This is a genomic window from Streptomyces graminilatus (assembly GCF_001418565.1).
Classification (GTDB): domain Bacteria; phylum Actinomycetota; class Actinomycetes; order Streptomycetales; family Streptomycetaceae; genus Streptomyces; species Streptomyces graminilatus.
The window spans coordinates 1-13,624 of sequence record NZ_LIQQ01000120.1 but is presented as its reverse complement, the minus strand read 5'-3'; the positions used below and the strand labels follow the sequence as shown (position 1 = coordinate 13,624).

General features: G+C 69.3%; 14 protein-coding genes, 1 tRNA gene and 1 pseudogene. 9 read left to right on the top strand and 7 right to left on the bottom strand.

The window, feature by feature from the left end; translation table 11 throughout:
• A partial coding sequence (locus AOK08_RS11465) for a sensor histidine kinase (protein WP_241826918.1) occupies positions 1 to 849 on the bottom strand: 849 nt, incomplete at its 3' end.
• Positions 850 to 1,021: 172 nt separating this feature from the next.
• Between AOK08_RS11465 and AOK08_RS11460 the strand changes: the two genes are divergently transcribed.
• The 5 genes from AOK08_RS11460 to pth all read left to right on the top strand — a co-directional run bounded on the left by AOK08_RS11460 (position 1,022) and on the right by pth (position 5,295).
• A tRNA-Gln gene (locus AOK08_RS11460) sits at positions 1,022 to 1,093 on the top strand.
• A gap of 119 nt (positions 1,094 to 1,212) precedes the next feature.
• Positions 1,213 to 2,661 carry a bifunctional UDP-N-acetylglucosamine diphosphorylase/glucosamine-1-phosphate N-acetyltransferase GlmU gene (gene glmU / locus AOK08_RS11455; RefSeq protein ID WP_055525388.1) on the top strand — a complete coding sequence of 483 codons (1,449 nt, stop codon included), beginning with the start codon at positions 1,213 to 1,215 and terminating at the stop codon, positions 2,659 to 2,661.
• Between the two features lie 117 nt (positions 2,662 to 2,778).
• Positions 2,779 to 3,762, top strand: coding sequence for a ribose-phosphate diphosphokinase (locus AOK08_RS11450; protein ID WP_055525387.1), 984 nt, complete (start codon positions 2,779 to 2,781; stop codon positions 3,760 to 3,762).
• Positions 3,763 to 4,041: 279 nt separating this feature from the next.
• Positions 4,042 to 4,620 carry a 50S ribosomal protein L25/general stress protein Ctc gene (locus AOK08_RS11445; RefSeq protein WP_055525386.1) on the top strand — a complete coding sequence of 193 codons (579 nt, stop codon included), beginning with the start codon at positions 4,042 to 4,044 and terminating at the stop codon, positions 4,618 to 4,620.
• Positions 4,621 to 4,692: 72 nt separating this feature from the next.
• Positions 4,693 to 5,295 carry an aminoacyl-tRNA hydrolase gene (pth, locus tag AOK08_RS11440; protein ID WP_055525385.1) on the top strand — a complete coding sequence of 201 codons (603 nt, stop codon included), beginning with the start codon at positions 4,693 to 4,695 and terminating at the stop codon, positions 5,293 to 5,295.
• A 28-nt stretch (positions 5,296 to 5,323) separates the two neighbouring features.
• Here pth and AOK08_RS11435 read toward each other — a convergent pair whose 3' ends face one another.
• Genes AOK08_RS11435 through AOK08_RS11425 form a run of 3 tightly spaced genes read right to left on the bottom strand, consistent with a single transcriptional unit; the run spans position 5,324 to position 6,644 of the window.
• Positions 5,324 to 5,785 (bottom strand): MarR family winged helix-turn-helix transcriptional regulator, encoded by a 462-nt coding sequence (locus tag AOK08_RS11435; RefSeq protein WP_055525384.1) that lies wholly within the window; start codon positions 5,783 to 5,785, stop codon positions 5,324 to 5,326.
• Complete coding sequence (locus AOK08_RS11430) at positions 5,782 to 6,195, bottom strand: EVE domain-containing protein (RefSeq protein ID WP_055525383.1); 414 nt, start codon at positions 6,193 to 6,195, stop codon at positions 5,782 to 5,784. Before AOK08_RS11430 ends, AOK08_RS11435 begins: the two co-directional genes overlap by 4 nt.
• Positions 6,192 to 6,644 (bottom strand): SRPBCC family protein, encoded by a 453-nt coding sequence (locus AOK08_RS11425; protein ID WP_055525382.1) that lies wholly within the window; start codon positions 6,642 to 6,644, stop codon positions 6,192 to 6,194. The genes AOK08_RS11430 and AOK08_RS11425 overlap by 4 nt, the downstream gene beginning before the upstream one ends.
• Before the next feature lie 87 nt (positions 6,645 to 6,731).
• On the opposite strand from AOK08_RS11425, the gene AOK08_RS11420 reads away from it, so the two are divergent.
• Positions 6,732 to 7,247, top strand: coding sequence for a hypothetical protein (locus AOK08_RS11420; RefSeq protein WP_241826917.1), 516 nt, complete (start codon positions 6,732 to 6,734; stop codon positions 7,245 to 7,247).
• A gap of 87 nt (positions 7,248 to 7,334) precedes the next feature.
• On the opposite strand, the gene ppc is transcribed toward AOK08_RS11420, so the two are convergent.
• Positions 7,335 to 10,085 carry a phosphoenolpyruvate carboxylase gene (ppc, locus tag AOK08_RS11415; protein WP_055525380.1) on the bottom strand — a complete coding sequence of 917 codons (2,751 nt, stop codon included), beginning with the start codon at positions 10,083 to 10,085 and terminating at the stop codon, positions 7,335 to 7,337.
• A 322-nt stretch (positions 10,086 to 10,407) separates the two neighbouring features.
• Here ppc and AOK08_RS11410 point away from each other — a divergent pair, with 322 nt between their 5' ends.
• Together AOK08_RS11410 and AOK08_RS11405 are read left to right on the top strand one after the other, a co-directional pair.
• Positions 10,408 to 11,421, top strand: a complete 1,014-nt coding sequence (locus AOK08_RS11410; RefSeq protein ID WP_055525379.1) for an acyl-CoA desaturase — start codon at positions 10,408 to 10,410, stop codon at positions 11,419 to 11,421.
• Positions 11,418 to 12,095, top strand: coding sequence for a TetR/AcrR family transcriptional regulator (locus AOK08_RS11405; RefSeq protein WP_055525378.1), 678 nt, complete (start codon positions 11,418 to 11,420; stop codon positions 12,093 to 12,095). Before AOK08_RS11410 ends, AOK08_RS11405 begins: the two co-directional genes overlap by 4 nt.
• Before the next feature lie 51 nt (positions 12,096 to 12,146).
• On the opposite strand, the gene AOK08_RS11400 is transcribed toward AOK08_RS11405, so the two are convergent.
• Positions 12,147 to 12,767 carry a Uma2 family endonuclease gene (locus AOK08_RS11400; protein ID WP_055525377.1) on the bottom strand — a complete coding sequence of 207 codons (621 nt, stop codon included), beginning with the start codon at positions 12,765 to 12,767 and terminating at the stop codon, positions 12,147 to 12,149.
• 159 nt (positions 12,768 to 12,926) lie between these two features.
• Positions 12,927 to 13,433 (bottom strand): annotated as a pseudogene (locus AOK08_RS11395) (class I SAM-dependent methyltransferase); the annotation flags it as partial.
• Here AOK08_RS11395 and AOK08_RS43035 point away from each other — a divergent pair.
• A partial coding sequence (locus AOK08_RS43035; RefSeq protein WP_338400131.1) for a methyltransferase domain-containing protein occupies positions 13,408 to 13,624 on the top strand: 217 nt, incomplete at its 3' end. The pseudogene AOK08_RS11395 and the gene AOK08_RS43035 sit on opposite strands and share 26 nt — an antisense overlap.

Here is a 13,624-nt window from a genome sequence, read left to right as displayed (position 1 = left end):
CGGCACCCCCTGCACCCGCCGCGCCAGCCCCTCGCCCGACCGCAGCACCCCGAGCATCTCCCGCAACTCGGTCAACGCCTGCCGCCCCATGTCCCCCACAAGGGCGGCATTGCGCACCGCCTTCTCGGGATCCTTGCGCGCGACCGCCTGAAGCGCCGCCGCGTGCACGACCATCAGGCTCACCCGGTGGGCGACGACGTCGTGCATCTCGCGGGCGATCCGTGTCCGCTCCTCGTTCCGCGCCCACTCCGCGCGCTCCTCGGCCCGCTCGGCCAGCAGCTGGAGCTCCCGCTCCAGACTGTCGGCCCGCTCCCGAAGGCTCTCCATCAGGCGCCGCCGGGCACCCACGTACAGCCCGAGCAGCACCGGCGGCGCGGTCACGGCCAGCGACGTGGTGATGGCGACGACGGGAACCAGCCAGTCCCCGATCTTCAGTCCACCGTCCGCCACACCCTGATGCGACCGTACGAACGTCACGATCAGCGTCCCCACCATCGCCATCCCCGCCAGCGCCCCGATGATCCGCCGGGGCAGCTCGGAGGCGGCGAGCGTGTACAGCCCGACGACGCCCATCAGAAAGCCCATCTGGGCGGGCGCGACAGCGATGGACACCAGCACGACGGCGATCGGCCACGGCCGCCGCAACACCAGCAGCGACCCGGCGACAACCCCGAACACGACCCCCGCCACCAACGGGATCCCCGCGTTCCTGGCGAACTGGACCCCCTCGGCCGCGCACTCCCCCGCCGACAGCACCGCGAGCCCCACGTCAAGCGCCGCACCACGCCACCGGGCCCACCACAACGGCCCGGCCAGGGCCTCCCTGTGGTCTTCCCCCGTATCGGTCATGCGTCCAGCCTACGGGCGCCACCCCCCGCTTTTCCGGCGAGTTTCGACGACTGGCCTACACCACACCGCGCCTCCCGACCGATCTACACCGTCGCGTCGAGGGCCGGTGGTACGGCATAGTGGTGGGTGCCAATTCGGCGGCCTGACCAAATGTCCGGCTCAGTCGAATTATTCCCCTGTGGTGTAATTGGCAGCACTGTGGCTTTTGGTGCCATCTGTCCGGGTTCGAGTCCTGGCGGGGGAGCAACGCTCGGTTCGGGTCCTGACAGCACGGTCAGGACCCTTACTCATGTCGCCCACGAAACACCCCGGTATCCTGCGGATGTCCACCCCACCCCCCTCCGCAGCCGAAGGGCACCACCCGTGAGCGCCAATCGCCCCGCCGCCGTCGTCGTACTCGCAGCGGGTGAGGGCACCCGTATGAAGTCGGCCACACCCAAGGTCCTGCACGAGCTCTGTGGCCGTTCGCTGGTGGGTCATGTGCTCGCCGCCGCAGGTGAGTTGGACCCCGAGAACCTGGTCGTCGTCGTGGGGCACGCCCGTGAGCAGGTCACCGCGCATCTGACGGAGGCCGACGCCGGTATCCGTACCGCGTTCCAGGCGCGGCAGAACGGCACCGGTCACGCCGTGCGCATGGGGCTGGAGGAGCTGGGCGGGGGTGTCGACGGGACTGTCGTCGTCGTCTGCGGTGACACCCCGCTGCTCACCGGGGCGACGCTGCGCGCGCTGGCCGCCACCCACGCGGGCGACGGGAACGCCGTGACCGTGCTGACCGCCGAGGTGCCGGACGCGACCGGGTACGGGCGGATCGTGCGGGACGGGGCGTCGGGCTCGGTGATGGCGATCGTGGAGCACAAGGACGCGACCGAGTCGCAGCGGGCGATCCGTGAGATCAACTCCGGTGTGTTCGCCTTCGACGGGCAGTTGCTCGCGGACGCGCTGGGGAAGGTGCGTACGGACAACAGCCAGGGCGAGGAGTACCTCACCGACGTACTCGGGATCCTGCGTGAGGCCGGGCACCGGGTCGGGGCATGTGTGGCCGCCGACCACCGGGAGATCGCCGGGATCAACAACCGCGTACAGCTTGCCGAGGCGCGTCGGATCCTCAACGACCGGCTGCTGACGGAGGCGATGCTCGCCGGGGTGAGTGTGATCGATCCGGCCAGTACGTGGGTCGATGTGACGGTCACTTTCGAGCAGGACGCGGTCGTCCACCCGAACACCCTGCTCCAGGGCGCCACGCATCTCGCCGAGGGTGCCGAGGTCGGGCCCAACTCCCGGCTGAAGGACACCCGGGTGGGTGCGGGGGCGCGGGTCGACAACACCGTCGCCGACGGTGCCGTGGTGGGGGACCGGGCGCTCGTGGGGCCGTACGCCTATCTGCGGCCCGGGACGCGGCTCGGCACACAGTCCAAGATCGGTACGTACGTCGAGACGAAGAACACGTCGATCGGCGAGGGGACCAAGGTGCCGCATCTGTCGTATGTCGGCGACGCGACGATCGGTGAGTTCACGAACATCGGTGCCGCGAGTGTGTTCGTGAACTACGACGGGCAGGACAAGCATCACACCGTCGTCGGGTCGCACTGCAAGACGGGTTCGGACAACATGTTTGTGGCGCCTGTCACGGTCGGGGACGGTGCCTACACCGCGGCCGGGTCGGTGATCACGAAGGACGTACCGCCCGGTTCGTTGGCCGTGGCCCGTGGCCAGCAGCGGAATATCGAGGGCTGGGTGGCCCGTAAGCGTCCGGGGAGCGCGTCGGCGAGGGCCGCCGAGGCGGCGTCCCGGGAGCCGGCCGGCGAAAGCTGACCGGAAACAGTCCGGTCCGAGTCGGGCTACCGTGATAGATGCACACCCGCACACCCCCCAGCTGAGCAGGCCTCCCATGCCTGATCACGGCTGAGACACCTCCGAGGAGACAGTGCTGTGACCGGGAAGAAGACGACCCGCGAGAAGAAGAAGATGATGTTCTTCTCCGGACGCGCCCACCCCGAGCTTGCCAAGGAGGTCGCCCAGCAGTTGGGGGTCGGGGTTGTCCCGACGAAGGCCTTCGACTTCGCGAACGGTGAGATCTACGTCCGTTACGAGGAGTCGGCGCGTGGCGCGGACTGCTTTGTGATCCAGAGCCACACCGCTCCGATCAACCAGTGGATCATGGAGCAGCTGATCATGATCGACGCGCTGAAGCGCGCGTCGGCCCGTTCGATCACCGTGATCGTGCCGTTCTACGGTTACGCGCGGCAGGACAAGAAGCACCGTGGGCGTGAACCGATCTCGGCGCGTCTGGTCGCGGATCTGATGGCGACGGCGGGCGCGGACCGCATCCTGACGGTGGATCTGCACACGGACCAGATCCAGGGCTTCTTCGACGGCCCGGTCGATCACCTCTTCGCGCTTCCGCTGCTCGCGGACTACGTGGGCGAGAAGGTGGACCGGAGCAAGCTGACGGTCGTGTCGCCGGACGCGGGCCGGGTGCGTGTGGCCGACCGCTGGTGCGACCGTCTGGGCGCGCCGCTGGCGATCGTGCACAAGCGGCGCGACAAGGACGTGGCGAACCAGGTGACCGTCCACGAGGTCGTGGGTGAGGTCAAGGGTCGTGTCTGTGTTCTCGTCGACGACATGATCGACACCGGTGGCACGATCTGCGCCGCCGCTGACGCGCTGTTCGCGCACGGCGCGGAGGACGTCATCGTGACGGCGACGCACGGTGTGCTGTCGGGTCCGGCGGCGGACCGGCTGAAGAACTCCCGGGTGAGCGAGTTCGTGTTCACGGACACGCTGCCGACGCCGGGTGAGCTGAGCGTGGATCTGGACAAGATCACGGTCCTGTCGATCGCGCCGACGATCGCGAGTGCGGTGCGTGAGGTGTTCGAGGACGGTTCGGTCACGAGCCTGTTCGACGAGCACTAGGAGCGAGTGAGGTCAGCAGGTCTTCTATCGATCTCCCATCGGTCTTCCACCGGTCTCCCACCTGCGGATTTCATATTCACAGGATCTGCTGAATCGCTTCTGCATGATCAACTTTTCTGCGGCCTCCCCCGCCTTGTACTCTGTTGGAGTTGCTCGGCGAGGGAGGCCGTGTCCGTGTCGTCCACGGGCCGGTGATCCGTTATCGACGCGCTCTTCGTAGCAGGCCGTTTCGTGGCCGGGTGACCTGTCCGTCTCTCACCCGTACGAGGAGTGCTCAGCATGTCCGACGTAAAGCTCACCGCCGAGACCCGCACCGAGTTCGGCAAGGGCGCCGCCCGCCGCATCCGCCGCGAGGCCAAGGTTCCCGCGGTCGTCTACGGCCACGGCGCCGCCCCGATCCACATCACGCTGCCGGGCCACGAGCTCCAGCTCGCCCTGCGTACCCCGAACGTCCTGCTCACCCTGGACATCGAGGGCCGCACCGCGCTGGCGATCCCGAAGGCCGTGCAGCGTGACCCGCTGAAGGGCTTCCTGGAGCACGTCGACCTGCTCACCGTGAAGAGCGGCGAGAAGGTCACCGTCGAGGTCTACGTCCACACCGAGGGCGAGCTGGCGCCGGGCGCGTACCTGCTGGAGCACGTGCTCAGCACGCTGACCGTCGAGGCCGAGGCCACGCACATCCCCGAGTCGGTCACCGTGTCCATCGCGGGCCTGGAGGCCGGTGCCTCCATCCTCGCCAAGGACATCCCGCTGCCCAAGGGCACCACGCTGGCGATCGACGAGGACGCGGTCGTCCTCCAGGTCCTGGCCGCCCAGGCCGAGGAAGCCCCCGCCGAGGACGCGGCCACCGAGGCCTGATTTCCCCGGAGCCCTCTTTCGTCGGCCGCCGTTCCCACCGGGAGCGGCGGCCGACGCCGTATCTAAGGAGTGATGGACGTGACGACCGACGCGGGCGGCCCCTGGCTGATCGTGGGGCTCGGCAATCCTGGGCCGGAGTACGCGATGAACCGCCACAACGTGGGGTTCATGGTGGCCGACCTGCTGGCGGAGCGGATCGGCGGGAAGTTCAAGCGGGCCGGAAAGGCGCAGGCCCAGGTCGTCGAGGGCCGCATCGGCCCGCCGGGACCGGCGAACCGTCGCGTCATCCTGGCGAAGCCGACGTCGTACATGAACCTGTCGGGCGGCCCGGTGAACGCGCTGCGCGAGTTCTACAAGGTTCCGCTGGACCGTGTCGTGGCGGTCCACGACGAGCTGGACATCGACTACGGCGTGCTGCGGCTGAAGCTGGGCGGCGGCGACAACGGCCACAACGGCCTGAAGTCGATGACGAAGGCGATGGGCGCGGACTACCACCGGGTCCGCTTCGGCATCGGCCGCCCCCCGGGCCGTATGCAGGTGGCCGATTTCGTCCTGAAGGACTTCTCGTCGACGGAACGCAAGGAACTGGACTACTTCGTGGACCGGGCGACGGACGCGGTGGAGTCGCTGGTGACGGAGGGGTTGGAGCGGGCGCAGGGGGCTTACAACTCCTGAGCCCGGCTCCGTCGAGGCGCCGGCGGGGTCACTCCTGCGTCGATGCCGTCCTGAGGCGCCGCAGCGCCCGGGTGAACGCGCCGGTCTGTTCCTCCAGGGTTCCGAAGAACTCGGCGTCGCAGGCCTCGACCGCGACCACGGCGCGGTTCGCCAGCGCGCGCCCCTCCTCCGTCACGGCGAGCGCCCGTGCCCGGCCGTCCTGCGGGTGCGGGCGGCGCTCGACCAGGCCGCGGCCCTCCAGAGCGCGCAGGACCTGGGAGGTCATCATCGGGTCGGAGGCAGCCTGGTCCGCGAGCGCCTTCTGTGTCACGGGCCCTTCGGATCCGAGCCACGTCAGGGCCGCGAGGAGGACGAACTGGACGTGGGTGAGTCCGTAGGGCTTGAGGGTGAGGCGGATGGCCGCCTGCCAGCGGTTGGTGACCTGCCACAGGAGCAGTCCGGGGCTGTCGTCGGCGTCGGTGAACGCGGTGTCGAGGTCGCGCGGGGTCACATGGCCTCCATGGCGGAGCGGATACGGCGGAAGTCGTCCTCGGTCAGCTCCACCAGGCCGCGTCGCAGCTGGTGGCCCCAGTTCGCGGCGGAGGTCAGGTCCAGGGAACCGTCGAATCGGCGGATGGGTACCTCCGTCGCGTGCTCCGCATAGCGGGCCCGTCGGCGCCAGGGCCGGAAGTCGCCTTCGTCGGCCTGCCAGATCTCGTCGTCGGTGATCTCGCCGATCGCGGTGAACGCCTGGAGCGGCTCACCGTCCCGCAGGCTCGTGCGCGGTGAGTAGTAGACGAGCCGGTCGCCGGGGCTCAGCCGGGCGAGGCCGGGGCGCTTGCCGTGGCCCAGCTGGACGATGCCCGCCTTCGTGCCGCGCCGCACGTGGTCGCGGCAGACGACGCCCAGCCAGTACTTCACGCCGGGCTCCCGGACGCGAGGCCCTCGACGGAGGAAGCCTCGGCCACCGCCTTCAGGCTCTCCAGGTCTCGCTGGAGCGTCTCCTTGATGCCCTTGCCGAGGATCAGATTCCACAGGCGGGACAGCGGCCCGGCCAGGGTGACGGTCACCCGCACCTTCGTGCCGCCTTCCGGGGTGCTCTCCACGAAGTGGCTGAACGTCAGACGTGCTCCGGCGAGGCTGGAGACATCGATGAACCGGTCGTCGGTGAGCTCGGCGACGACGAACTTCGTTCTGGGGCCGCCCTTGGGCTTCAGGACGCCTGTCGCCCCGGTCTCGAAGAGGCCGTCGAGGCGGACCCATTCGGTGTCGGCGTTCCATTCCGGCCAGGTCGCCATGTCGGCCCAGCGGGCGAAGAAGGCGGACGGGGCGGCGGTCGAGGTGATCTGCGCGGTGCCGATGTTCATCATGTAATTAGTATGCGCGCTTACTATTCTGAGGTCAAGCCTTGGACCGGGGCTTGACCGATCGCAGGACCATGACCAATGATCCCGGCCATGCCAGCCACCGCCCACCGGCGCAAGCCCGCCCCCGCCGTCCTGCGGCTCGGGCATCTGGGGCGCCTGGGCCGGTTCGCCGCGATGGGTACGGTCACCGCGCTGATCCTGATCGCGGGTGTGTGGGCGTCCTGGGGGACGGCTCAGCACGTGATGCTCAGCAAGGGTCGCGAGCAGGGCACGATGACGGTCTCGGAGTGCGAGGACGGCGTCTGCACGGGGCCGTACCGGCCGGTGTCGGTGGGGTCACAGGCCCGGGACCGGGTCGTGCTGGACCAACCGGTCGGGGTCAAGGAGGGCGAGACGTACGCCGTGATCGTGAAGCCGGGCAGCCGCGATGTCGTGCGCTCGGGGACGGCCGGTTTCCTGTACGCGTGGGTGCCGCTGGGCGGCGCGCTGCTGCTCGCCTCGGTGGTGGTGGCGGGCGGGCTGGGGCTGAGGCGTACGGGGTGGGCGCTGGCCGGAAGCGGGCTGGCCGTGGTGACGGCGGCATGGATGGCGTTGTGCAGGACATGACGGAACCGACGGACATGACGGTGCCCTCGTACGCGTGACCATATGTCCGCCTACGAGGGCACCCTCATTCGTGTCCGGCCGTTCGGGTCAGCCGGTGTTGCGCAGGCCCGCCGCCACCCCGTTGACCGTGAGGAGCAGGGCTCGGGCGAGGAGGGGGTCGGGGTCCGCTCCTGCTGCCGCCGCGTCGCGTTGGCGCTTGAGGAGGGTTACCTGGAGGTAGGAGATCGGGTCCAGGTAGGCGTCGCGGATGGTGAAGGTCTGCTGGAGGACCGGGTTGGCGTCGAGGAGCTTGTCCTCGCCGGTGACGCGGAGGACCTCGCGGACCGTCAGTTCGTGTTCCGCGCGGATGGTGTCGAACACGTGCTTGAGTTCGGCGGGGACGAGGGTGTCGACGTAGTGCTGGGCGATGCGCAGGTCGGTCTTGGCGAGGGTCATCTCGACGTTGGAGATGAAGTTCCGGAAGAAGTGCCACTGTCCGTGCATCTCGTCCAGGACCGTGTCCAGGCCTGCTTCGCGCAGCGCCTTCAGGCCCGATCCCACGCCGAACCAGCCCGGCACGATCTGCCGTGACTGGGTCCAGCCGAAGACCCATGGGATGGCGCGCAGTCCGTCGAGGCCGGCGCCGGAGTCGGGGCGGCGGGACGGGCGGGAGCCGAGGTGCAGGTCGGCGAGCTGGTCGACGGGGGTGGCGGCGAAGAAGTACGAGGGGAGGTCCGGGTCCTCGACAAGCCTGCGGTAGGCCGCGTGGGCCGCGTCGGAGACCAGGTCCATGGCCGCGTCCCAGCGGGCCAGGGACTCGTCGGACTGGCGGGGCGAGGTGTGCAGGGCGGAGGCCTGGAGGGTGGCGGCGACCGTCAGTTCGAGGTTCTCGCGGGCGAGCGAGGGGACCAGGTACTTGTCGGAGATCACCTCGCCCTGTTCGGTCACCTTGATCTCGCCCTCCAGGGTGCCCCAGGGCTGGGCGAGGATCGCGTCGTGCGAGGGGCCGCCGCCGCGGCCGACGGTGCCGCCGCGGCCGTGGAAGAGCCGGAGGCGTACGCCGTACCGGTGGGCGACGTCGCGCAGGCGGCGCTGGGCGCGGTGGATCTCCCACTGGCTGGTGGTGATGCCGCCGAACTTGGAGGAGTCCGAGTAGCCGAGCATGACCTCCTGGACGTCGCCGCGCAGCGCGACGAGGCGCCGGTACGACGGGTCGGAGAGCATGTCCTCCAGGATCGTGTCGGCGGCCTTGAGTTCGTCGGTGGTCTCCAGCAGCGGCACGATGCCGATCTTGGCCCAGCCGGCGTGCAGGTCGATGAGTCCGGCCTCGCGGGCGAGCACCGCCGCCGCGAAGACGTCGTCGGAGCCCTGGCACATCGAGATGATGTACGACTCGATGACCTCGGGTCCGAAGACGGCGAGGGCCTTCTTGACGGTCTCGAACACGCCGAGCGTCTTGGTGCCGGCCGCGTCGAGGGGGGCCGGGGTGGGGGCCAGCGGCCTGCGGGACCGGAGTTCCTTCGCGAGGAGCTTGTTGCGGTACTCGCGGGGCATGTCCTCGTACCGCCAGGACTCCTCGCCGAGCCGGTCGAAGAGCTGGCCGAGGGTGTGGTGGTGGGCGTCGGCGTGTTCGCGTACGTCCATGGTGGCGAGCTGGAGGCCGAAGGCGGCGAGGGTGCGGATCGTACGGTCGAGGCGGCCGTCGGCGAAGAGGCCGCCGCGGTGTTCGCGCAGGGAGGTCTGGATGAGGGTGAGGTCCGCGAGGAACTGGCCGGTGCCGAGGTAGTCGCGGCCCGGCGCGTGCGGGGTGCCCTTGGCCAGGCGCTGCTTGGTGTTCTCGAGCTTCTGCCGGATGCAGGTCGCCTTGAGCCGGTAGGGCTCCTCGGCGTTGAGGCGCTTGTAGCGGGGGCTGATCTCGGGCAGCAGTTCGATGTCGGCGCGGAGGGAGTCGAGGAGTTCCTCGGTGGCTCCGGTGTAGCGAATGGAGTTGGAGAGGAAGCCGCGCAGTTCGTCGATCAGTTCGAGCGCGTCGTTGATGCCGTGCTCGTGCTGGAGGATCAGGACGTCCCAGGTGACCTGCGGGGTCACGTTGGGGTTGCCGTCGCGGTCGCCGCCGATCCAGGTGCCGAAGGTGAGGGGCCGGGTGTCGTCGGGGAGCTTGACCCCGACGCGTTCGAGTTCGGCGGTGAGGTCTTCGAGTACGTCCCCGACGGCGCCGGCGTGCAGTTCGTCGAGGTAGTAGATGGCGTTGCGGGCCTCGTCGGCCGGTTCGGGGCGTACGACGCGCAGTTCGTCGGTCTGCCAGACGAGGTCGATGTTCTCGGCCAGACGGGTGTCGTAGCGGCGCCGGTCCGACTCGATGACGGGGGTCTCCAGCAGGGCGGCGATGCGGCGCAGCTTGTTGAGGACCGAACGCCTGGCCGCCTCCGTGGGGTGGGCGGTGAAGACCGGGCGAACGTTGAGGTTCCTGACCGTGGCGTTCAGGTGGTCGGGGTCGGCGTCCTTGAGGCGGTCGGCCGTGCGGGCGAGGAGGCCGCCCTCGGCGGCGCGCCTGGCGCGCAGTTCGCGGCCCCGGTGGACCTGCTCGGTGACGTTGGCGAGGTGGAAGTAGGTGGAGAAGGCGCGGACGAGCTTGGCGGCGGTCTCCAGTTCGATGCCGCGCAGCAGTTCGGCGGCGGCGACACCGTCCTCGCGGGTCAGGCGGCGGACCTTCTCCACGAGTTCCAGCAGCTCAGGCCCCTCCTGGCGGACGAGGGTCTCGCCGAGCAGGTCGCCCAGGCGTCGGATGTCGGCGCGCAGCTCACTGCTGGTCGTGGTGGCGGCCAGGTCGTTCTGGCGAAGGTCGTCGGCACTGCTCACAGGTGCGGCTCCTTGCAGTGTGGAGTCTCGGCGGGAGGGTGTCCGGCCGTTGTCCGGGCGGGCTGGCCGCGCCGGAACCGGCTGTCGGGCGGCATAGGGGCTGGGCATCCGGAAAGAAAGGTGAGCGGACCGCGCTGTCCGACCGACTCAAGGATAGGTGTCGGGGAGGACGCGCAGAATTTTGGGCTCTTGCCGCCGGGCGACGCGCTGCCATACTTACGACGCCGTAGGTTACGCAACCGTAGGGTGTCCGGATCCGAAGGCGCCCTCGGATTCCGTACCCCGGTATCTGCCTAGACCCACCACCCCCCAGGGGACACGCATGACCACCTCACCTTCCGAAGCGATCGAAGACGCCGGGACGACAGCCGGCGACATCCCACTTCCCTCGGCCACGCTGGGTGGCGAACAGAAGCGTTCGCTCGAACAGATCACGCTTCTCCTCTTCATCACCGTCCCGTTCCTCGCGGTGCTGGCGGCGGTGCCGCTGGCGTGGGGCTGGGGGGTGAGCTGGCTGGACCTGGGTCTGCTGGTCTTCTTCTACTACCTGGGCTGTCACGGCATCACGATCGGCTTCCACCGCTATTTCACGCACGGCGCCTTCAAGGCGAAGCGTCCGCTGCGCATCGCTCTCGCCATCGCCGGTTCGATGGCGGTGGAGGGTCCGCTGGTGCGCTGGGTGGCCGACCATCGCAAGCACCACAAGTTCTCGGACGCGGAGGGCGACCCGCATTCGCCGTGGCGGTTCGGCGAGACGGTCCCGGCGCTGGTGCGGGGCCTGTGGTGGGCGCACATCGAGTGGATGTTCGACGAGGAGCAGACGCCGCAGGACAAGTACGCGCCCGATCTGATCAAGGACCCGGACATCCGGCGGATCTCCCGTCAGTTCATCTGGTGGGCGATGCTGTCGCTGACGCTGCCCGCGGTGATCGGCGGTCTGGCGACGATGTCCTGGTGGGGCGCGTTCACGGGCGTCTTCTGGGGCTCGCTGGTCCGGGTCTGCCTGCTCCATCACGTCACGTGGTCGATCAACTCGATCTGCCACGCGGTGGGCAAGCGTCCGTTCAAGTCGCGGGACCGCTCCGGGAACGTGTGGTGGCTGGCCGTCCTGTCCTGCGGCGAGTCCTGGCACAACCTGCACCACGCCGACCCGACGTCGGCGCGGCACGGGGTGATGCGCGGCCAGATCGATTCCTCGGCGCGGCTGATCCGCTGGTTCGAGAAGCTCGGCTGGGCCTATGACGTGCGCTGGCCGTCACGCTCGCGTATCGATTCCCGTCGAAACACGGACCTGGACGGCTCTCGGCGCCGGAAGGAGCCGGCGAAGGCGGCATGATTGACGGCGTGGTGACCGACTCCAGCAGCATTCCGAGCAATGAGAAACCGCGGCGCCCCCGCCGCACCCGGATGACGGGTGCCGAGCGACGGGCCCAGTTGCTGGAGATCGGCCGCACGCTTTTCGCCGCGAAGGGCTTCGAGGCCACGTCGGTGGAGGAGATCGCGGCGAAGGCCGGCGTCTCCAAGCCGGTGGTGTACGAGCACTTCGGCGGCAAGGAGGGCCTGTACGCGGTGGTGGTCGACCGCGAGATGCGGCGCCTGCTGGACATGGTGACGAGCTCGCTGACGGCCGGCCACCCACGCGAACTGTGCGAACAGGCCGCCTTCGCCCTCCTCGACTACATCGAGGAGTACACGGACGGTTTCCGCATCCTGGTCCGCGACTCCCCGATCCCCCAGTCGACGGGTTCCTTCGCGTCCCTCATCTCGGACATCGCCACCCAGGTGGAGGACATCCTGGGCCGCGAGTTCAAGAGCCGGGGCTTCGACCCGAAACTGGCCCCGCTGTACGCGCAGGCCCTGGTCGGCATGGTCGCCCTCACGGGCCAGTGGTGGCTGGACGTGCGCCGCCCGCGCAAGGCGGAGGTGGCGGCCCACCTGGTGAACCTGGCGTGGCACGGACTGGACGGGATGGAGGCGAAGCCGCACCTGATAGGGCGGCGGAAGGCTTGAGCCCGGCTTCGAGGCTCAGGGGGCGGGCGCCCCTCGGGCATACATCAGGCATCAGGCCCGGGTGATCGCCTCGTCGATGAGGAAGCCCTTGGCGGGGCCACTGGGGATGACGGCATCGGTGCCGTAGGGGACTCGGTGCTCGTCCTCGTAGGTGGCCTTCTTGCGGTTCGGCGCGGTGAGGACGAGTACGGCGCCGTCGCCGTCGAAGTCGTCGATGATCACATAGGTGGCGATCCCGGCGCGGGCGTATTCGCGGCGTTTGCGCACTCGGTCGCGCTCGATGCTCCGCGCGCCGGGTGAGACGACCTCAATGACCATGGGAACACCTGCCGCGTCGACGCCGAGACCTTCCTCGTCAGGAATCTCGTCGAGATCCTCGGGTCCGAGGAAGAGATCGGGGATCCAGGACTTGCGCCGGTGGATCACATTGGCGTCCTGGTGCGTGACGTACTCTCCGCCTGACAGGTGGGCTTCCAGGGCACGCCGCGTGCGGCTGATGAGTACGGCATGGCGACGGCGGCCTGTTGGCGACACCTCGATGGCTCCCTCGATGATCTCGGCGCGGTAGCCCTCGGGGAGCTCCATGGCCTTCCAGGTCTCCCAGAGGATCTCGTCGACCGAGACCGACTCGTTCGTCACCACCGGGATCACCTCATGCGCGAGAGCGGTCATCAAGAAGCACCTCCTCCTTCAGTGTGGGCGCGGGCGCCACTGCGGCACAAGCGACACCCGAACGCTACGGAGGCGAAACGCCTGGTGCGGCCGCTTCTCACCTGATCATCCGAACGAGTGATCGCGCCGGCAGACAATGCCAATGGCTCCGCCCCTCCCTCAGTCACCCTTCCGCGCCACGGCGAACAGCCGCTGGAAGGGCAGCACCGTGCCGTACGGCTCCGGCGGGTACGCCGTGCGCAGGAGGTCGCGGTACTCGGTGACGAACGCGTCCCGGGCCTCCGGGTCGTCCGCGAGGGCGGTGAGGACAGGACGCAGGCCGGTTCCCTTGGCCCAGTCCAGTACCGGGTCCTCGCCCTGGAGGACGTGCAGGTACGTCGTCTCCCACACGTCGGTCTCGCAGCCGAGCCGGGCGAGGTGGTCGAGGTAGACGAGGGGGGCGTGGACGGAGTCGTCGCCGCGCGGTACGTCGCCGAGGCGGCCTTTCCAGCGGGCGCCGGTCGCCAGTTCGCGCATCAGGGCGTGCAGGGGCGCGTCGAGGTTGTTCGGCACCTGGAAGGCGAACGTCCCGCCGGGTGCGAGCGCGTCCAGCCAGGCCGGAAAGGCGTCGAGGTGCCCCTCGACCCAGTGGAGGGCTGCGTTGGAGACGATCAGGTCGTACGTCTCGGCCTGGGCGCCCTCCGAGACGTACGACCTGATCGTCTCCAACGCAGCCCTCCACTGGGTCGAGGGGCACCTCGACGCCTTTCCGGCCTGGCTGGACGCGCTCGCACCCGGCGGGACGTTCGCCTTCCAGGTGCCGAACAACCTCGACGCGCCCCTGCACGCCCTGATGCGCGAACTGGCGACCGGCGCCC